Raw genomic sequence first — 20,962 nt, 5'->3', positions numbered from 1 at the left:
AGAAAGATATGTCAGCACACGCACACGATTTAGCAGTAGATCACCACGACGATCACGGGCATCATCACAAAGAGACTTTTATAACTAAGTATATATTTAGTCAGGATCACAAGATGATCTCTAAGCAATACCTTATTACAGGGTTGTTTATGGGAATCATCGGGATTGCCATGTCGCTTCTTTTTAGATTGCAGCTAGCCTGGCCAGATAAAGAATTCACTATCTACGAAGTTCTTCTAGGTAAGTGGGGAGAAGGTGGTGTAATGGATCCAAGTGTCTACTTGGCATTGGTAACCATTCACGGAACCATCATGGTATTCTTCGTACTTACGGCGGGACTGAGTGGTACCTTTAGTAACCTTCTTATTCCACTACAGATTGGAGCGAGGGATATGGCTTCAGGATTCCTGAACATGATATCCTACTGGTTGTTCTTCCTATCTAGTGTGATCATGGTGATGTCATTGTTTGTGGAGGCAGGTCCTGCATCAGCAGGATGGACCATTTATCCTCCATTGAGTGCTTTGCCACAAGCCATTCCAGGTTCTGGTGCGGGTATGACGCTTTGGTTGGTTTCTATGGCAATCTTTATTGCCTCCTCATTATTAGGATCACTTAACTATATCGTTACCGTATTGAACCTTAGAACCAAGGGAATGTCTATGACTAGACTTCCATTGACGATCTGGGCATTTTTCATTACGGCTGTAATTGGTGTGGTTTCTTTCCCGGTACTATTGTCTGCAGCACTATTGCTTATTATGGATCGAAGTTTCGGAACTTCCTTCTTCCTTTCGGACATTTACATTGCGGGTGAGGTATTGCATAACCAAGGAGGTTCTCCTGTACTTTTCGAGCACCTTTTCTGGTTCTTGGGTCACCCAGAGGTATATATTGTACTATTACCTGCATTGGGGATCACATCAGAAATTATTGCGACTAACTCCCGAAAACCGATCTTCGGTTACCGAGCGATGGTGGCATCTATATTGGCAATTGCATTCCTTTCTACGATTGTATGGGGACACCACATGTTTATCTCGGGGATGAATCCATTCCTAGGGTCTGTGTTTACCTTTACAACCCTATTGATTGCAATTCCATCTGCAGTAAAAGCATTTAACTATATCACTACCCTTTGGAAAGGGAACCTGCAAATGAACCCGGCCATGCTGTTTTCTATCGGGCTGGTTTCTACCTTCATCACAGGGGGTCTTACAGGAATCCTATTAGGGGATAGTGCTCTAGATATTAACGTACACGATACCTACTTCGTAGTGGCTCACTTCCACTTGGTAATGGGTATTAGTGCTTTGTACGGACTTTTCGCTGGGGTATACCACTGGTTCCCAAAAATGTTCGAAGGAAGAATGATGAACAAGAATCTTGGGTATATTCACTTCTGGGTAACAGCAATCGGTGCTTACGGAGTATTCTTCCCAATGCACTTTATCGGTATGGCAGGTCTACCAAGACGTTACTATACCAACACGGCGTTCCCATATTTTGATGATTTGACCGATGTGAATGTTGTGATTACAGTATTTGCCTTCATCGCAGCAGCGGCACAGGTGCTATTCTTGTACAATTTCATCTCGTCCATGTTCTTCGGTAAGAAAGGATCTAAGAACCCTTGGAATTCTAATACACTGGAGTGGACAGCAGAGGTGAAGCACATTCACGGAAACTGGGATGGTCCTATTCCTCACGTATACCGTTGGGCGTATGACTACAGTAAGCTGAACAAAGACGAAAGCGACTATGTGATTCCAGGACAGGATTTTGCTCCGCAGCATGTTCCTCTTCAAGAGAACGAAGAAGAGATGAATCACTAAAGGAAAAATAAATTCAATAGAAAAACCCTTTCGACTGGCTCGGAAGGGTTTTTTGTTATCTTTAGCCCCGCTAAACCAACCAGTTATGACCGTCCTCGAAAAAATAATCCACCACCTTCCCAAGGCCATTGCAGGGAAAGAGCAGGAATTTACTTCTGGAAGCATTCGGAAGGCAGTCTTTATGCTCTCTGTTCCTATGGTGTTGGAAATGATGATGGAATCTATCTTTTTCTTGGTAGATGCCTACTGGGTTTCCAGTTTGGGGGCTAACGCCATTGCGACCGTTGGTTTAACAGAATCCGTACTCACACTTGTGTATGCCATTGCCATAGGATTAAGTATGGGAGCCACGGCTATTGTGGCCCGAAGGATTGGCGAAAAGGATATTCCAGGAGCTTCCCAAGCAGCCGTACAGGCTATTTTTGTAGGGGTAGCTGTTGCCATTGTGGTAAGCATCATTGGAATTTTGTTCCCAAGGGAAATCTTATCACTCATGGGAGGGGAACCCGATTTGGTGGCCGAAGGTTACGGTTATACCCAAATCCTTTTGGGAGGTAATGTCACGATCATGTTGCTGTTCCTTATCAATGCCGTGTTTCGAGGGGCAGGAGATGCCTCAGCAGCTATGAAAGTACTTATCTTTTCCAATCTTTTGAATATCGTTCTAGATCCATTATTCATCTTTGGGTGGGGACCAGTACCCGCATTTGGGGTAAAAGGAGCCGCTATCGCTACAACAATAGGAAGAGGAAGTGCGGTGATCTTTCAGTTGTTCATTCTGTTTTTCGGTTGGACGAAGATCAAGGTGGGATTCAAGGATTTTGTAATCCGTGCTGCCACTATGATGAATTTGGTGAAAGTCTCCCTTGGGGGAATAGGGCAGTTCATTATTGGTACATCTAGCTGGGTGTTTTTAATGCGTATCATGGCCGAATTCGGAAGTGAAGTATTGGCAGGATATACAATTGCCATTCGTGTATTGATGTTTACGTTAATGCCGTCATGGGGAATGAGTAACGCCGCTGCCACCCTTGTGGGGCAGAATTTGGGAGCCGGCAAACCGGATCGAGCAGAAACTTCCGTTTGGAAAACGGGTAAGTACAATGCGTGGTTTATGATTTTTGTATCCCTGTTTTACCTATTCTTTGCAGATTGGATTATTAAAATCTTTAGCAGCAATCCTGAGGTGATTAAATATGGAGCACTCAGTCTCCGCATTATTGCAGCAGGCTATGTATTCTATGCTTACGGGATGGTGATCATTCAGGCATTCAATGGTGCTGGGGATACCAAGACACCTACGGTAATCAATTTCTTCTGTTTCTGGCTCTTCCAGTTGCCCTTTGCGTATGCAGCCGCTATTTATTTTGGCTGGGGGGTACTTGGGGTATTGTTGGCTATCACCATAGCCGAAGCCTTGATAGCCGTCGTTGGGATTATTTGGTTCCGAAAAGGAAAGTGGAAAGAAGTAAAGGTATAATCTTCAGCAGATAGCGAAATACGTATTTTTACGTATTGCCTTTCCTATAGTTACAAATTACTTTTATGTCATAATACTAGAACATCACAGGCTGGGGAGCCTATTGGTGTAAGAAGCCGCGGTACAACTGCGGCTTTTTGCTAAATAACCCATATTGGGGATTTTCAATAGGGAAGATGATCATTATTTTTAGACGCAAACCGCTTATGGCGGTCTGAGGAGAACTGCTGTAGCAAACCGCACTGTAAAAGGTGCGGTTTTCTGTTTGGGAGAGGGAAACAGTGCCCAACACTTCGTATATTTGTTATATGAACGAACACCTCGATCCCACGGGAGATCATCTGTCCCCTCAAGAACTGGATATAGAGAAAAAGCTGAGGCCGTTATCATTCGATGACTTCACGGGGCAGGATCAGGCGTTAGAGAATTTGCAGGTGTTCGTACAGGCTGCCAATATGAGGGATGAAGCTTTAGACCATACCCTCTTTCACGGTCCTCCGGGATTGGGAAAAACCACTTTGGCGCATATCCTTGCCAACGAACTTGATGTAAACATACGGGTTACTTCTGGGCCAGTGTTGGACAAACCTGGAGATCTAGCTGGACTGCTTACCAATTTAGATGAAAGGGATGTATTGTTCATTGATGAAATCCACAGACTAAGTCCCATTGTGGAAGAATATCTGTACTCGGCCATGGAAGATTACAAAATCGATATCATGATCGAAAGTGGGCCCAATGCGCGTACTGTTCAAATTAATTTGGCACCGTTTACTTTGGTTGGGGCTACCACCCGATCGGGATTGCTTACGGCTCCCATGCGAGCACGTTTTGGTATTTCTTCCCGTCTGCAATACTATACTACCGATCTATTAACGACCATCGTACAGCGAAGCGCCAAGATTCTGGATGTTCCCATTACTATGGAAGCAGCCATCGAAGTAGCCGGCAGAAGTCGTGGGACTCCACGTATTGCCAATGCATTATTGAGAAGGGTACGTGATTTTGCCCAGATCAAAGGAGATGGAACCATAGATATTAAAATTGCAAGGTACGCCCTGCAACAGCTGAATGTAGATGCCCATGGTTTGGATGAAATGGACAACAAGATTCTGAGTACCATCATCGATAAATTTAAGGGTGGCCCAGTTGGAATTACCACTTTGGCAACCGCCGTTTCCGAAAGTGCCGAAACCATCGAAGAGGTATATGAACCATTTCTCATTCAACAAGGATTCATTATTAGAACACCTAGGGGGAGGGAAGTAACGGAGCATGCCTATAAACACCTTGGAAAACTGAAAGGTCCTTCGCAGGGAGGATTGTTTTAATAAAAATTGACAGGTCTCCCCGAGCGTCCGCCTGTCGGACGGACAGGCAGTCGAAGGGTTCTGTCGGAGTGTTAATTTAAAAAGAAGGTCTACGGCCCGCTATTCCTGTGCATGTGAGCTCGACCGGACAATACATGTCAGAAACCAAAAAATACACCTATCCCAAATCTCTGTCCATCCTCAAGTTCTTCTGGAATGCCGAAGCCATCCGTAAAAATCCGATTCCATTTCACCATCGCTTTTTCGAAAAATATGGAGACACCTTTTCGGTACGTCTAAATCGAAAAAGGTATCTTTTGCTTTCCCGAGATAAGGAAGTGGTAGAATATATCCTTCGGAAAAACCACAAAAACTATTACAAGTCCAAAATACAAACCGATTACCTCTCTAAATATTTAGGACACGGACTCCTAACTATTAACGGAGACTATTGGTTGCAACAAAGACGGTTAATTCAACCCGCCTTCCACAAAAAGAAGATGGAACAATTGGTGGGATTGATGCAAAAAACCATAGAAAAGGAATTGGAAGCCCTTCCCCTTCAACAGGAAACCGATGTCTTTCCCATCATGAACCGATTGGCATTCCAGGTCGTAGCCAAATCCTTGTTCCACGTTTCAGCAGCCGACGAAACCCTGGAGCGATTGCAGTATATCATTCAACAAGTGCAGGAATTTTTGGTAAAAGAAGTAAGATTGCCGCACAAAGCTTGGTGGTTTCGCTTAACGGGGCAAGTAAAAAAACACCTAGATCTTTCCTTGGAAAGTAGGGCCATTCTTCGGGAGATTATTGAAGAACGAAAACAATCCCAAGAAAATCACGACGATCTATTGGACATGTTGCTGGCTACACGATACGAGGATACAGGTGAACCCATGACCATTAAACAACTCATCGACGAGATTACCATTCTATTTGTGGCGGGTCATGAAACCACGGCCAATGCCCTTTCCTTTACTTCTTGGTTGTTGGCAAATTATCCCGAAGTGCAGCAAAAAGTGTATGAAGAGGCGATTAAAGTTTCGGAAGAAACCGATAATCCAATCGAACAAATTCAGAAATTGGAATACACCAAAGCAGTGATCGATGAATCCATGCGCTTATATCCACCGGCTTGGATAACGGACAGGGAGAATTTGGAAGACGACACCTTGGGCAATTACCATATTAGAAAAGACACCTTGGTAGGCATTTCCTTTTATGAACTACATAGACATCCCGATTATTGGGAAGAACCGGATCGTTTTATGCCCGAACGCTTCTTGGGAGAAAACAAGAAAAAAACGGCGGGGGTATACTATCCTTTCGGGGCAGGTCCTAGATTGTGCATTGGACTAGGCTTCGCCATATACGAAATGGTATTGGCCGTGGCTCATTTGGTAAAGCACCATTCCATTACAACACAAAAAGAGTCCATTAAATTGAATCCACTCATTACCTTAAAGCCACTCGAAACCTATGTAACCTTCGAAAAACGGGTAAAAAAGTAAAAGAAACATCATAAATTTCTCATAGTCGTGAAATGTTTTGGGTTTACTACGACCAAAACCCTCAAACAATTCAAAAAGACGACAATGAAAAAAGTAATACTCTTTGGTTTATCATTATTCTCAGCATTCACTATTAGTGCACAGTGCCTTGAGGCAGTAACAGGTTTCGGAAACAACACCAGCGTTCCTATGTACAATATAGAGGGGACGGTCGAGGTAACCCTTAACCCAGACGGTTCGGTCACCTTGGATTTGGGTGATGATTTCATGACCGCTGCCGGTCCCGATATCCGTGCGTACTTAGTGAATTCTGGCGGACTTAGTGATGCCCAACTTACAACCACTCCTATCGCAAGTTTGCAAAACGTTCAGTTTGGTTTGGTAGGAAGCAGTACAGTGCCTCAAAATGGGGCTAAATCCTTTACCATCGATCTTCCTGCTGGAAATGACATTCAGGATTTCGATAAGGTATTTTTCTACTGCTTGCAATTCGATCAATTCTGGGACTTTGGAACCTACGTTCCCTTTACCGATGCTACCTGTAGTATTTTGAGCACGGTCGATCAAGATCTAAATGCCTTTCAAATGTTTCCAAATCCTGCAAGGGAGAATGTAGAAATCGTTGCTGAAGGATTCAGCACAGTAACTGCAAACATTCTGGCTCTAAATGGAACGGTGGTAATGGAGGGCGTGAACATTCAGGAGAACCGCAGCTTAGACGTTTCTACACTTACACAAGGAATTTATTTGGTGCAGCTTACCACCCCAGAAGGGAGCAGCAGCATTCAAAAATTAGTGATTCAATAGGAATTTAGAGTCACATCATGGGGAAAAAGGCGTCTGCAATAGGCGCCTTTTTTGTTGTCCAATATTTTCTAAAGGTGCTATCTTGTGGTGCAAGTTATATTTCTTGAACACAAACGCACAGAAACATACCAAATTCATAAAATCTGAAGCAAAACGCCTTGGGTTTCTTTCCTGTGGTATTAGTAAAGCAGGCTTTCTGGAAGAAGAAGCCCCTCGATTAGAGCAATGGCTCAAAGACGGGATGCACGGCGAGATGAAGTATATGGAAAATCATTTCGACAAGCGTTTAGATCCAACCTTGTTGGTTGAAGGTTCCAAAAGCGTGATTTCTTTATTACTGAATTATTACCCTTCCGAAACCCAACACGATGACAGCTATAAGATTTCGAAATACGCCTACGGAACCGATTACCACTTTGTGATTAAAGACAAGTTGAAAGAACTATTGCATAGCATCCAAACCGAAATCGGGGAGGTCCATGGCCGGGCTTTTGTAGATTCTGCTCCAGTATTGGACAAAGCCTGGGCAGCCAAAAGTGGTCTGGGGTGGATGGGAAAACACACCAATTTACTTTCCAAACAAGTAGGGTCCTTCTATTTCATTGCCGAATTGATCGTGGATTTGGAATTGGAATACGATACCCCGGTCACGGATCATTGCGGAAGTTGTACCGCCTGTATCGATGCCTGCCCTACTCAAGCTATCGTTGAACCCTATGTGGTAGATGGGAGCAAATGCATTTCTTATTTCACCATTGAGCTGAAGGATGAAATCCCCAATGATTTCTCGGGCATGTTCGATGATTGGATGTTTGGTTGCGACGTGTGCCAAGATGTATGTCCTTGGAATCGCTTCAGTAAAAGTCATAAAGAACCCCTGTTCGATCCCAATCCGAAGCTATTAAGCATGTCCCGAAGCGAATGGAAGGAAATTACCGAGGAAGTCTTTCGCGAAATCTTCAGAAAAAGTGCCGTAAAACGTACCAAATTCTCCGGTCTACAACGCAACATAAATTTTTTGAAATAACTTTCCCTATTTCCAAGGGTCAGTTACCTTTGTAAGTCTTAAAAATACTTCCATGAGTAAGCAAAGTAAAAGACGGGAAGCGCTATTATATCATGCTAAGCCCAAGCCGGGTAAGATACAGGTAGTTCCCACCAAGAAATATGCAACCCAAAGGGATTTGGCCTTGGCCTACTCTCCCGGGGTAGCAGAGCCCTGTTTGGAAATAGATAAGGATACCAACAATGTCTACAAATACACCAACAAAGGAAACCTTGTAGCTGTTATTTCTAACGGAACAGCAGTATTGGGTCTTGGGAATATTGGTCCTGAGGCATCCAAACCGGTCATGGAAGGAAAAGGACTGCTGTTCAAGATTTTTGCGGATATCGATGTGTTCGATGTGGAAGTGAACACCGAAAATGTAGATGAGTTCATTGCTACGGTGAAGAATATTGCTCCCACTTTCGGAGGGATTAATTTGGAAGATATTAAAGCGCCCGAAGCTTTTGAAATAGAAAGAAGACTGAAAGAGGAATTGAATATTCCTGTAATGCATGATGATCAGCATGGAACAGCCATCATTTCTGCTGCCGCGCTTTTGAATGCTTTGGAGTTGGCCGAAAAGGACATCGCTAAGGTGAAGATTGTGATCAGTGGTGCGGGTGCCGCTGCCGTTTCTTGTACGCGCCTTTACAAAGCCTGTGGTGCTAGTTCCGAAAATATTGTGATGTTGGATAGTAAGGGAGTCATCCGAAAGGATCGCGATACCCTTACTGAAGAAAAAGCCGAATTCGCTACAGCCAGAAAGATTGACACCTTAAAGGAAGCCATGAAAGATGCCGATGTCTTTGTGGGGCTTTCCATTGCCGATATCGTAAGTCCGGAAATGCTTACCACCATGGCCGCTCGTCCTATCGTTTTTGCAATGGCCAATCCCGATCCAGAGATTGGCTATAAACTGGCCTGTAAGACAAGGGATGATATCATTATGGCTACGGGGCGAAGCGATCATCCCAACCAAGTGAACAATGTACTCGGATTCCCTTTCATTTTTAGGGGTGCCTTAGATGTGCGTGCGACCAAGATTAACGAAGAGATGAAGATGGCCGCTGTGCAAGCGTTGGCTGCATTGGCCAAAGAACCGGTGCCGGAACAAGTAAATATTGCCTATAGTGAAACAAAATTGGCCTTTGGGGACGACTATATTATCCCTAAGCCTTTCGATCCACGGTTGATCGAGAAGATACCACCCGCAGTGGCCAAAGCTGCCATGGAAAGTGGAGTGGCCACAGAACCTATTAAAGATTGGGAGCGATACGAAGAAGAACTTCGCGAACGCATGGGAAGCGATAATAAAATTACACGCTTGCTTATGGATCGTGCGCGAACCAATCCTAAGAAGATTGTATTCGCGGAAGCCGATCATTTGGATGTCTTGAAAGCTGCTCAGATTGTACACGAAGAAGGAGTGGCAATTCCTATACTTCTCGGAAGAAAAGCCGTTATCGAAGAATTGATGAGGGAACTGGATTTCGAAGAAGAAATGGAGATTTTAGATCCTAAGAGTGACGAGCAGCGGGATAAGCGGAACGAATACGCCATGCAATATTGGCAACAACGCAAGCGCAGTGGAGTAACTCATTACGACGCCAAACGATTAATGCGTGAACGGAATTACTTCGCAGCCATGATGGTTAACGAAGGGGATGCCGATGGGATGATCTCCGGATATGCACGGGCTTATCCAACGGTGTTACGACCCGTTCTGGAAACCATTGGTAAATTCGAGGGAGTGGATAAAGTGGCCACGACTAACCTGATGCTTACCGGAAAAGGGCCTGTGTTTATTTCGGATTCTTCCATCAACATTGATCCAACCGCCAAGGAATTGGCGAATATTGCCCAAATGACCAACTATACGTTGAAGATGTTTGGTCTTGAGCCTGTCATTGCTATGATTTCCTATGCCAATTTTGGTTCCTCCAAAGATCCACATGCCGCAAAAGTACGACAGGCGGTAGCTATGCTTCATAAGTCCAATCCCGATATGATCGTAGATGGAGAAGTGCAAACCGATTTTGCTTTGAACATGGAAATGATGAAAAGCAAGTTCCCTTTTTCCAAGTTGGCCGGCAAAAAAGTGAATGCCCTCATTTTCCCAAATTTGGATTCTGCCAACAGTAATTACAAGACGCTGAAAGAGCAAAAAGGGGTGGAGTCCATCGGGCCTATTATGCTTGGAATGAAGAAGCCAGTCCATATTTTACAATTAGGCGCTAGCGTAGAGGAAATTGTAAATATGACGGCAATCGCCGTGGTAGACGCCCAGCAGAAGGAAAAACGAGCCAAAGAAGCCGCGAAAAAAGGCAAAAAATAACAGTTTTAATTTCATATTTGCGATGTTAACACTTGCAAATAATTATACTATATTTGGGCAATTAACTTGATGTTAACAAATGATTACCCATTTACAGGGAAGACTTGTTGAGAAAAACCCGACCAGTGTTGTTGTAGACTGCAATGGTGTGGGTTATTTTTTGAACATTTCGTTACACACATTTTCGCAACTCCCCGAATCCGAAAATGTGAAGTTGTTTACACATTTGTTGGTTCGCGAGGATTCTCATACTTTGTATGGATTTTCCAGTCAATTGGAACGCGAAATATTCAGATTGTTAATTTCCGTTTCAGGAGTTGGGGCAAGTACAGCAAGGACCATGCTTTCTTCCCTAAGTCCAGATCAGGTAAAAGAAGCAATCGCCGGCGAAGACGTGGCCACCATTCAATCCATCAAAGGGATTGGGGCCAAAACAGCGCAGCGGGTAGTTCTTGACATTAAGGATAAGATTTTAAAAGTATATGGCTTAGAGGATGTTTCTTCCGTTTCGAGCAATACGAATAAGAATGAAGCGTTATCTGCATTGGAGACCTTGGGCTTTGCAAGAAAACAAGCCGAAAAAGCTTGTAATTTGGTCATCAAAGAAGATCCAAATGCATCGGTGGAAATGATCATTAAACAGGCCTTAAAAAATTTGTAGGAATTGAGTACAAAACATTACGATTCGAGATACAGTTTAGCGAAAATTATAATTTTGGGGATATTGCTTCTAACTACGAATCAATTATTCTCACAGGATACCACAGCTACAGGCTCTACCATGGGCCGTTTGGATCTTCCCGACCCCAATAGCATCCAAAATCTGTACACGTACGACCCCATTACGGAGCGTTACATCTTAACGCGTACCTTGGGCGACATCAATATTTCTTACCCTGTAATCCTAACGCCCGAAGAATACCAGGAATTGGTGATGAAGGAGCAAATGAAGGCGTACTTCAAAGAAAAGATAGACGCAGCCGATGGTCGTAAGGACGGGGCCGAAGAAGCTCAAAAGAATTTACTACCTACTTTTTACGTTAACTCCAGCTTTTTTGAAAGCGTATTTGGCGGAAATACCATCGAAGTAATTCCTCAAGGTACCGTAGAAATGGACTTGGGGATACTGTACACGAAACAGGATAACCCATCCTTCTCCCCGCGAAACCGAAGTAATCTTTCTTTCGATTTCGATCAGAGAATTAGTCTAAGTTTATTGGGTAAAGTGGGAGAACGACTTCAGGTAACAGCGAATTACGATACGCAGTCTACCTTCGACTTTCAGAATATCATCAAATTGGAGTATACCCCTACCGAGGATGATATCATTCAGAAGATTGAAGTGGGTAACGTAAGTATGCCATTGAATAGTTCCCTAATTCAGGGAGCGCAGAGTCTTTTTGGGGTAAAGACCGAATTGCAATTTGGTAAGACCACCATTACCGGAGTATTTTCGGAACAACGATCGGAAACCCGTTCGGTAGTGGCCGAAGGAGGAGCGACCGTTACAGAATACGAACTATTTGCTTTGGACTATGACGAAAACCGTCACTTCTTCCTTTCGCATTACTTTAGGGATAACTACGATCGCGTATTGCAACAGTATCCTTTCATTAATTCCAACGTTCAGATTACCCGTATCGAAGTTTGGATTACCAACCGAAACAATACGACCAACGATGTGCGTAATATTGTCGCACTTCAGGATATTGGGGAATCCGATATTTCCAATATTGGTTTGAATAATGTGCCGGGTGGATTTATCAATGCTTCGCGTAATGCCTTCCCCGATAACGGCAATAACGACTTCAACCCTTTTGGAATTGACAATGCCAGTGAGCAAAGTATTCTTACGGAGCAGATCCGTGACATCGCTAGTGTTTCCAATGGTTTTAGCGGGGTTCAGGTGGCCGATGGGATCGATTATGTGACCTTGGAAAACGCAAGAAGACTACAGACCAATGAATATCAACTGAATTCCCAATTAGGATATATCTCCCTAAACCAGCGCCTTAACAATGATGAGGTATTAGGGGTGGCTTTCCAGTTCACTGTTAACGGAAGGGTGTTCCAAGTAGGGGAGTTTTCTACCGATGGTGTAGATGCCACGGGAGGACCACTTCCTGGCGGAATTCCAGATCCTGATCCAGACCCGGATCAGAACGAAATCGGGATCCCGCAAAACTTGGTAGTAAAACTTCTAAAAAGTAATATCACCAATGTAAATGAGCCAGTTTGGGATATCATGATGAAAAACATCTATCCTATCGGTGCTTTCCAATTGGAACAAGAAGATTTCCGATTGAATATATTGTATACAGACCCTTCTCCATTAAACTACATTACACCTGCCGATGGAAGTGATGGTTTCCCAGTGGAAGAAATTCCCGGTGATATTCCCGATGAGGTGCTTACCGATGAAGTGCTATTACGACTGTTCAATGTAGATCAATTGAACTTTAACAATGACCCACAAGACGGGGGAGACGGTTTCTTCGATTTCTATCCCGGCATTACGGTCGATCAGCAAAATGGACGTATCATCTTTACCAGTGTTGAGCCATTCGGGGAGTTCTTATTTAATAAGCTGGATGCGCCCGGAGGAGGTCAGGACTATGATATACCTTCCAGTTACAACGCCAACCAAGCCAAGTATGTATTTAGAACGATGTACCGTTCTACGAAGATTGTGGCAGAGCAGGAAGACAGTGATAAGAACAAATTCCAATTACGAGGAACGTATAAATCCACGGGATCCGATGGAATTCCGATTGGAGCCTTTAACATTCCACCAGGATCTGTAACCGTTACGGCTGGAGGAAGAACCCTTGTAGAGGGAGTAGATTATACCGTAAACTATCAGTTAGGACGTGTTCAGATCTTAGACCCAGCACTTCAAAATTCGAATACTCCTATTAATATTACCACGGAGAACAATACGTTGTTCGGACAGCAAACCCGAAGATTTACTGGGTTCGATGTGCAACACAGATTCAGTAACAACTTCCAATTGGGAGGTACTTTCTTGAATTTGAACGAACGCCCACTTACCCAAAAGTCGGCTTTCAATACAGAGCCTATCAACAATACCATGTTTGGATTGAACCTTCAGTATTCTACTGAAGTTCCTTTCCTAACCCGATTGGTAAACAAATTACCAAACATCGACACCGATGTTGCTTCTAATGTAGCCGTAAGAGCAGAAGCAGCTTACCTACTACCTGGAGCACCTAGGGTTTCCGATTTCGATGGAAAAACCACCTCGTATATCGATGATTTCGAAGCGGCACAAACCGCTATTGATATTAGTGCACCGCTTACTTGGACGCTTTCCAGTGTACCTAACGGATTTGGACGCATAGCAGACAATGGTGTAGAAGAAGTTCCTGTAGATGCGATTGGTTCTAACGACCGTCGTGCCTTGTTAAACTGGTATACAATCGACCCTGTTTTCTATAGCGGGCAGCGTCCCGACGGAATAACGGATACGGATCTTTCTTCTCCGTTCACCAGAAGGGTATTCCGAGACGAAATCTTCCCAGATCAGGATTTGATTCAGGGGCAGACGCAAGCTTTATTTACCTTAGACTTGGCATACTACCCGAACGAAAGGGGACCTTATAACTACCGATCTACCGAAAGTAATTTGGGTGATTTGAATACGCTTCAAAACCCGGAAAGAAACTTTGGTGGGATCATGCGTCAATTAACCACTACCGATTTTGAGCGCTCTAATGTGGAGTACATTCAGTTCTGGTTAATGGATCCATTTATTTACGATGAAACCGGAACCAATCAGGGTGGAAAATTAACCTTCAACCTTGGTAATGTTTCCGAGGATATCCTGAAAGATGGTCGTAAGCAATATGAGAACGGATTACCAGAAGACGGAGGTACGTTAAATACCTTAGAGACCAATGTCGCTAAAGTGCCGCTTAACCAATCGCTCATCTATACCTTTAGTACCTTAGGGGAAGAGCGAACCAATCAGGATGTTGGATTCGATGGAAAGAGTGATGCCTTTGAGGCCACCAGTGCATTCCCAAATGTGAATGCTATTGTATCGCGATTCGCTGGAGAAGATCCAGCTCGTGATAACTATCAGTATTTCCTTCAAGCAGACGGTTCTATTTTGAATCGTTACCGTCGTTATAATGGTACGGATGGTAACTCTCCTGAGGCTGTAAGTAATACAGATCGTGGTAACAATGCCCAGCCCGATGTGGAGGATGTGAACCGTGACAATACCATGAACACGGTAGATAGTTACTTCCAGTACGAGATTGACTTAGTGCCGGGAATGAACGCCGATAATACGCAGTATGTAACCGATGTTAAGGAAATTCAGGTAACCACCCAAACTAACGATGAAATTCCAGTACGTTGGATTCAGTTCCGTATTCCGTTGAATGAACCGACTCAAGCGGTGAATGGTATTGCCGACTTTAGATCGATCCGTTTCATGCGTATGTTCGTGTCTGAATTTGAGCAGCCCACAGTACTTCGTTTGGGAACCCTTGAGCTATTCCGCGGTGACTATAGACGTTATGCTGGTTCTTTGGATGTGGCGAATAATCTGGAACCTAACGAGAACGATAACACCACTTTCGAAAACGAAGCGGTTGGTATTATTCAGAACAGTAATTATGTAATTCCTCCAGGGGTATTCCGTGAGGAATTGAATCAAAATAATAACATCATCCGTCAGGATGAACAATCTTTGGCACTTCGCGTTTGCGAATTAGAGCCAGACGATGCCCGTGCAGTGTACAAGAACTTTAATGTGGATATGCGTCAGTATAAAAACTTGGAGATGTTCATTCATGCCGAAGCCGATGAAGAATCGGGGTTTGGTTTGGCAGATGATGAGATGCATGCATTCATCCGATTGGGAACCGACTTGAACACCAGTTTCTACGAAATTGAAATGCCGTTGAAGGTTTCACCTAATTTACCGAACCCGACCGATGCAGATGCCGAAATTGTTTGGCCAAGTGATAACCGTATGGAGTTCCCATTATCGGCACTTCAGGAACTGAAGAGTATTGCCGTAAGTTCTACCCAAGATGGATTGATGCCCGCCGATGCGGCTGGTGTACGTTATGCAGACGAAGGAGTTATTGATGCCGATCCTAAATTTAGATTCGGTATTAAAGGAAATCCAAGTTTCGGAAATGTACGTGTCATCATGATTGGTCTTCGTAATCGTACCAATTCTAACATTTGTGGAGAAGCATGGTTTAACGAATTGCGTCTTTCCGAATTGGACAATAAAGGTGGATGGGCTGCTGTAGCCAATGTAGATGCCAACCTTGCCGATTTCGCCAATGTAAGTGCAACAGGAAGTATTAGTACTATCGGATTTGGTTCTATAGACCAAGGACCGAATCAACGTAGTCTAGAAGATACCCGTTTGTACGATGTGGTAACCAACTTCAACTTAGGTCAATTATTACCGAAGAAATGGGGAATCAACCTACCATTTAACTACGGAATTGGAGAAGAATTTATTACCCCGAAATTCGACCCTGAATTACAGGATATAGAATTGGATACACGTATCGATAATGAGACGGACGAAAATCTTAAGGATGCGTATAAGGACCAAGCGGTAGATTATACCAAGCGTCAAAGTATCAACTTTATTGGGGTTCGTAAAGAGCGTACGTCTACAGATAAGAAACCTATGCCGTACGATATCGAGAACTTTACTTTCTCGTATTCTTATAATCAAGTGGATCATAATGATTTCGAAATTGAAGAATCTCTGGATCAGAATGTACGTGTAGGAGCTACCTATGATTATAGCTTCCCTCAAAAATCCATTGAGCCGTTCAAGAAAAACGATTCTATTTTCAGAAGTAAATACTGGCAGTTCCTTAAGGATTTGAACTTTAATCCGTTGCCGTCTAATATTTCTGTAAGTTCCAATATTGTGCGTCAATACAACGAGCAGAAGTTCCGTGAGCTTAATTTATTACCTGGAAACATTGGTATTCCGACCTTGTACCAACGTAACTTCTTGTTCGATTGGCAGTACGCGATCAACTACAATTTGACCAAGTCGCTGCGTTTCAATTTCAATGCGGCTAACAACCGAATTGTAACCAACTACATTAATCCAGAGCAACAAGCCGATGGAAGTATAAGCTACATTACAGATAATTCGGTAGGTATTTGGGATGGCTTCTTCGACATTGGAGATCCCAACCAGCATTTCCAATCGTTACAGATCAATTACGATTTGCCGACAGCGAAGTTCCCTTGGTTAAAGTGGATACGAGCTACCTATAGTTATCAAGGGGATTACCAATGGCAGGATGGAAGTGATCTTTTCAGCAATGTTGTAATACCTCAAGACAATGGAGATCCCATTGTATATAACTTGGGGAACTCCATTCAGAATGCCAGTACGCACAGAATCAACTCTACCTTCGATATGAAAAACTTCTATCGTTATATTGGGTTGACAAAGATTAAGAAGAGTACACGACGTGGTCGTGATGCCAGAAATGGGGCAGGTAGTGGAAATGAGCGTGGCGGAGACAGTCGAGGCGGTGGCCGTGGTGGAAAAGATGGCGGAGGTAAAGATGGAGGCAAAGAAGAAAGTGCTGAATCTGAAACTGGAAAAGCAGTGAATGATAAGCTTTCCAGAATAGGGAGAATTAATAGAAGTACTGGTGGGCAAAATGCTGGTAGTTCATCCAGTTCATTGAGTGTAGGAGCCAAAGCAGCAAATACTTTGATTGGCTTGGCTACTATGGTGAAGAAAGTGGGAATTAACTACCAAGAAAACAACGGTATTTTCTTACCGGGTTATACACCTTCCATTGGTTTTGCTGGAACATTGAAGCCTACCACTGGCTTTGTGTTTGGTAGTCAGGCGGAGATTAGGGACCTCGCGGCCCGAAAAGGTTGGTTAACCCTTTATCCAGAGTTTAACGAGCAGTATACCGAAGTGGAGAGTCGACAGTTGGATTATCAAGCCAATATTGAGCTGATCCCCGACCTTAAGATCGACATTAACGGTAACCGTGCTTATTCAGAAAACTATGCCGAGAATTATATTGTGGAAGACGGACTGTATCGTTCCTTAACTCCGAATACCTTTGGTAACTTCAATATTTCTACGGTGCTTATTAAGACAGCCTTTGGAAACAGTGATGAGAATGGAAGTGATGCGTTCGAGGATTTCCGAAACAATAGATTTACGGTAGCCGATCGTTTGGCGCGTAATTTTGCGGCCGAAAATCCAGGGGAGTATCAGTATTCGATCGATCCTGAGACCAATTTCCCTGTTGGATTTGGGCCTACAAGTCAGAATGTATTATTGACTTCCTTCCTTTCGGCATATAAAGGAAGTGATGCCTCTAAAGAGAAAACCGGTTTATTCAGGGATTTCCCAATGCCTAACTGGGACTTGAAGTATACGGGACTCATGAATATAAAGTGGTTCAAAAAGAACTTTAAGCGATTCTCCATTCAGCATGGATATCGTTCCTCGTATACGGTAAATCAGTTCCAGACGAACTTGGATTTTGATAGAAATGATCCTACAGCCTTGGATCAGGCAGGGAACTTCAAAAGTGAAACGTTCTTGAACAACGTGAACCTTACAGAGCAGTTCTCTCCACTGGTTCGTGTAGACTTCGAAATGCAGAACTCTGTGAAGATATTGGCGGAGTACAGAAAGGATAGAGCGCTTTCTTTGAGTTTTGCTAACAACCTCCTTACGGAAATTATCGGAGACGAAATCATTCTAGGGTTGGGATACCGAGTTAAGGACCTTAAGATTGGAACCAATTTTGGTGGTAAGAAGAAGATCATTACCAGCGACCTTAACTTTAAGTTAGATATGTCCGTTCGTGATAACAAGACCATTATCCGATACTTAGACATTAACAATAATCAGGTAACGGCAGGACAGACTATTTATGGATTGCAATTCTCGGCAGATTATGCCTTGAGCAAAAACCTAACGGCCTTGTTCTACTACGACCATACGTTCTCGGAGTATGCTATTTCTACAGCATTCCCACAGACCACCATTAGAAGTGGATTAACACTTCGATACAATTTTGGAAACTAAATAACAAACTAAGATAATTTAAACACTCATGAACTTACCCTCAGAATTAAAGTACACCAAGGACCACGAGTGGGTGAAAATTGAAGGTGATGTAGCTACGGTTGGAATCACCGATTTTGCTCAGGGAGAATTGGGAGATATCGTATATGTTGAAGTTGAAACATTGGATGAAACCCTAGATAAGGAAGAGGTTTTTGGTACGGTAGAAGCCGTGAAGACCGTTTCCGATCTTTTTATGCCTTTGTCCGGTGAAGTCGTAGAATTTAATGACTCTTTGGAGTCGGAACCCGAAAAGGTAAACTCCGATCCTTATGGAGAAGGTTGGATGATCAAGATTAAGATTTCGAACCCAGAAGAACTTGAAGAACTTTTGGATGATCAAGCTTATAAAGAAGTTATTGGGGCCTAGGCCCCTTTTTTATTCAGGACTACTCTACACCCTGATCCTTACTGTTTTGTTTATGGTGCCCGCTCCGGACATCCCAGATATGGGAATCGAGTTTGGCGATAAGTGGGCCCATATACTGGTTTTCTTTATCCTCACATTCCTGTGGCTCTTAATTACGTGGAAGAATCATTGGCTGCGAAAAAACAGGGTGTTTTGGGTGTCATTTTGGGCGCTATTATATGGCATAATAATTGAGGCGTTACAGGGAGGGTTTTTTGAATCACGAAGTGCGGACGTATGGGATACAATAGCCGATGCTGTAGGTATCTTGCTGGCCTGCTTGGTGTTCGTTATGATGAAAAAAAGAATTAGTCTTAAAACTTAAATTTTCATTTTAAAAAACAAATCCTTTTACATATTTTAGCAACTACATAAATACTCTATTATGGAACCTAAGAAAAATCCGAAAGCAGACCTGGGTCGATGGAATACCGTGTTTCTCCTTGCAGGACTGGCATTAATGATGTTTATCTCCTTACAGGTTATTGAACACAAGACATTTGACAAAAGCAATTTAGCGGGAGACATTTTGGATGTTGGTGATGATCTTGAAGAAGAAATCCCAATTACCCAAACCATTACTCCACCGCCACCACCGCCACCACCGCCACCAGCGCCAGAGGTTATCGAGGTAGTAGAGGATGAAGAAGAAGTGGAAGAAACCATTATAGAGTCTACAGAATCCGATCAGGAGGAAGAGATCGTTGAGATCGAAGAAATCGAAGAGGTAGAAGAGGAAGAAATTGCCGATGTACCTTTCGCGGTAATCGAGAATGTGCCGATCTATCCTGGTTGTGAAAAAGCTGGAAACAACGAAGCCAAGAAGAAATGTATGTCGGATAAAGTACAGAAGTTTGTACAAAAGAAATTCGACACCGAATTGGCTAACGACCTTGGATTGGAAGGAAGACAGCGTATCTCCGTACAATTTAAGATAGATAGAAATGGAAATGTTGTGAACGTAAGAGCACGTGCTCCACACCCACGTTTAGAGCAGGAAGCTATCAAAGTAGTAAAGTCACTACCTAAGATGACTCCTGGTAAGCAGCGTGGAAAAGCAGTAGGGGTATTGTACGCATTGCCAATTCTTTTCCAAGTAGAGAACTAGACAGTATTTTTTAAGATATACGACAAAGTAAACCGCCTCCCATTGGGAGGCGGTTCCTTTTGGCACAACCCTTGTGTAACTAGGTTTTATAACTCTTAAATATAAACACTATGTTACCATCTATTAAAAAGTCGGACGGTGCCAAAACAAAGGTACCTTCAAAAAGAGAACAAAAAAAGCAAATTAACATTCGCTGGAATTCGGGCCTCTTCTTTCAAATAGGTCTCATCGCCAGTTTACTGCTTTCCATTGCAGCCATGGAAATGGAGTGGGAAACCAAACCTAAACAGATTGGGTATAAGGGACCCAACTTTGAAATGGAAGAGTTTGTCATGGGCGAATATACCGTTGAACCGGAAAAGATTCCAGAGAAAGTGGAACCCGTCGTTGAAAAGCGTCCTGTAATTCAGAAAGTGACACTGGCGGCTACATTCAAGGAGGTAGATAACAATGCGAAGACTGTAGAGACCGATACGGGTTCTTCAGAACTCAAGGATGCACCCGTGGCTCCTACAACTCCTGTTACAAAGAAAGCAGAACCTACCACGCCCATGGTTGCCGGAATTAATAATGTAGATATGATTCCTGTTTTTCCGGGGTGTGAAGGTATAACCGATAGAAGAGAGCAATTGGAGTGCCTCTCTTCCAAGATAAGAGGTTTTGTGGGAAGAAAATTCGATACGGAGAAGTATTCCGAAAAGTACGCCGGACAAACACTTCGTATCAATGTGCAATTTACGATCGATGTCAATGGCAATGTGGCGAACATCTTCGCGCGATCTTCAGGGAAGGATTTGGAAGGGGAAGCAACCAAGGTGATGTCCAAGCTTCCACAGATGAAACCGGCTAAAGATAAAAATAGGAGTGTTCCGGTCATGTACCGAATGCCAATCGTCTTTAGAGCCGAATATTAAAAGGTCACAACCCGTTTCCACAGTGAAACGGGTTTTGTTTTTAAGGGCATAGTAAAAATCGTATCTTTCGCCAAACT

The 20,962-nt window shown here is 43.3% G+C and carries 13 protein-coding genes; all 13 read left to right on the top strand.

The annotated features are described in order from the left end of the window. The first annotated feature begins 8 nt into the window (after window positions 1-8). The 13 genes from POV27_RS17290 (at window position 9) to POV27_RS17230 (ending at window position 20,885) form a co-directional block, all read left to right on the top strand. Entirely contained in the window at window positions 9-1,835 is a 1,827-nt protein-coding gene (locus tag POV27_RS17290) for a cytochrome c oxidase subunit I (RefSeq protein ID WP_272864046.1), read from the top strand. A gap of 85 nt (window positions 1,836-1,920) precedes the next feature. Then, window positions 1,921-3,315: an MATE family efflux transporter gene (locus POV27_RS17285; protein ID WP_272864045.1), complete on the top strand. Its 1,395-nt coding sequence runs from the start codon at window positions 1,921-1,923 to the stop codon at window positions 3,313-3,315. Window positions 3,316-3,623: 308 nt separating this feature from the next. Continuing rightward, on the top strand, window positions 3,624-4,646 hold the full coding sequence (gene ruvB / locus POV27_RS17280; RefSeq protein ID WP_272864044.1) for a Holliday junction branch migration DNA helicase RuvB: 1,023 nt from the start codon (window positions 3,624-3,626) through the stop codon (window positions 4,644-4,646). Window positions 4,647-4,780: 134 nt separating this feature from the next. Further along, the gene (locus POV27_RS17275) at window positions 4,781-6,136 is read left to right on the top strand and encodes a cytochrome P450 (protein ID WP_272864043.1); all 1,356 of its coding nucleotides are present in this window, start codon (window positions 4,781-4,783) and stop codon (window positions 6,134-6,136) included. An 84-nt stretch (window positions 6,137-6,220) separates the two neighbouring features. Continuing rightward, window positions 6,221-6,943, top strand: a complete 723-nt coding sequence (locus tag POV27_RS17270; RefSeq protein WP_272864042.1) for a DM13 domain-containing protein — start codon at window positions 6,221-6,223, stop codon at window positions 6,941-6,943. A 103-nt stretch (window positions 6,944-7,046) separates the two neighbouring features. Beyond that, window positions 7,047-7,970 (top strand): tRNA epoxyqueuosine(34) reductase QueG, encoded by a 924-nt coding sequence (gene queG / locus POV27_RS17265; RefSeq protein WP_272864041.1) that lies wholly within the window; start codon window positions 7,047-7,049, stop codon window positions 7,968-7,970. Between the two features lie 52 nt (window positions 7,971-8,022). Then, window positions 8,023-10,326, top strand: coding sequence for an NADP-dependent malic enzyme (locus POV27_RS17260; protein ID WP_272864040.1), 2,304 nt, complete (start codon window positions 8,023-8,025; stop codon window positions 10,324-10,326). A gap of 79 nt (window positions 10,327-10,405) precedes the next feature. Beyond that, window positions 10,406-10,987 (top strand): Holliday junction branch migration protein RuvA, encoded by a 582-nt coding sequence (gene ruvA, locus POV27_RS17255; protein WP_272864039.1) that lies wholly within the window; start codon window positions 10,406-10,408, stop codon window positions 10,985-10,987. A 54-nt stretch (window positions 10,988-11,041) separates the two neighbouring features. Then, window positions 11,042-18,415, top strand: coding sequence for a T9SS outer membrane translocon Sov/SprA (sov, locus tag POV27_RS17250; RefSeq protein ID WP_272864038.1), 7,374 nt, complete (start codon window positions 11,042-11,044; stop codon window positions 18,413-18,415). Between the two features lie 28 nt (window positions 18,416-18,443). After that, window positions 18,444-18,824, top strand: coding sequence for a glycine cleavage system protein GcvH (gcvH, locus tag POV27_RS17245; protein WP_272864037.1), 381 nt, complete (start codon window positions 18,444-18,446; stop codon window positions 18,822-18,824). Next, a complete protein-coding gene (locus tag POV27_RS17240) occupies window positions 18,790-19,188 on the top strand; it encodes a VanZ family protein (RefSeq protein WP_272864036.1) in 399 nt (132 codons plus the stop codon). Before gcvH ends, POV27_RS17240 begins: the two co-directional genes overlap by 35 nt. Before the next feature lie 60 nt (window positions 19,189-19,248). Further along, complete coding sequence (locus POV27_RS17235) at window positions 19,249-19,971, top strand: energy transducer TonB (RefSeq protein ID WP_272864035.1); 723 nt, start codon at window positions 19,249-19,251, stop codon at window positions 19,969-19,971. 110 nt (window positions 19,972-20,081) lie between these two features. After that, entirely contained in the window at window positions 20,082-20,885 is an 804-nt protein-coding gene (locus POV27_RS17230) for an energy transducer TonB (RefSeq protein ID WP_272864034.1), read from the top strand. Window positions 20,886-20,962: the final 77 nt, after the last annotated feature.

This window comes from Aureisphaera galaxeae (assembly GCF_028561275.1).
GTDB lineage: Bacteria > Bacteroidota > Bacteroidia > Flavobacteriales > Flavobacteriaceae > Aureisphaera > Aureisphaera galaxeae.
Note: the sequence above shows the minus strand (reverse complement) of the source record. Positions and strands in the feature narration are given on the sequence as shown.

Coding starts and splice junctions, on each gene's coding strand:
- POV27_RS17290 (WP_272864046.1), top strand. CDS start 9: ATGTCAGCACACGCACACGATTTAGCAGTAGATCACCACGACGATCAC.
- POV27_RS17285 (WP_272864045.1), top strand. CDS start 1,921: ATGACCGTCCTCGAAAAAATAATCCACCACCTTCCCAAGGCCATTGCA.
- ruvB (WP_272864044.1), top strand. CDS start 3,624: ATGAACGAACACCTCGATCCCACGGGAGATCATCTGTCCCCTCAAGAA.
- POV27_RS17275 (WP_272864043.1), top strand. CDS start 4,781: ATGTCAGAAACCAAAAAATACACCTATCCCAAATCTCTGTCCATCCTC.
- POV27_RS17270 (WP_272864042.1), top strand. CDS start 6,221: ATGAAAAAAGTAATACTCTTTGGTTTATCATTATTCTCAGCATTCACT.
- POV27_RS17260 (WP_272864040.1), top strand. CDS start 8,023: ATGAGTAAGCAAAGTAAAAGACGGGAAGCGCTATTATATCATGCTAAG.
- ruvA (WP_272864039.1), top strand. CDS start 10,406: ATGATTACCCATTTACAGGGAAGACTTGTTGAGAAAAACCCGACCAGT.
- gcvH (WP_272864037.1), top strand. CDS start 18,444: ATGAACTTACCCTCAGAATTAAAGTACACCAAGGACCACGAGTGGGTG.
- POV27_RS17240 (WP_272864036.1), top strand. CDS start 18,790: ATGATCAAGCTTATAAAGAAGTTATTGGGGCCTAGGCCCCTTTTTTAT.
- POV27_RS17235 (WP_272864035.1), top strand. CDS start 19,249: ATGGAACCTAAGAAAAATCCGAAAGCAGACCTGGGTCGATGGAATACC.
- POV27_RS17230 (WP_272864034.1), top strand. CDS start 20,082: ATGTTACCATCTATTAAAAAGTCGGACGGTGCCAAAACAAAGGTACCT.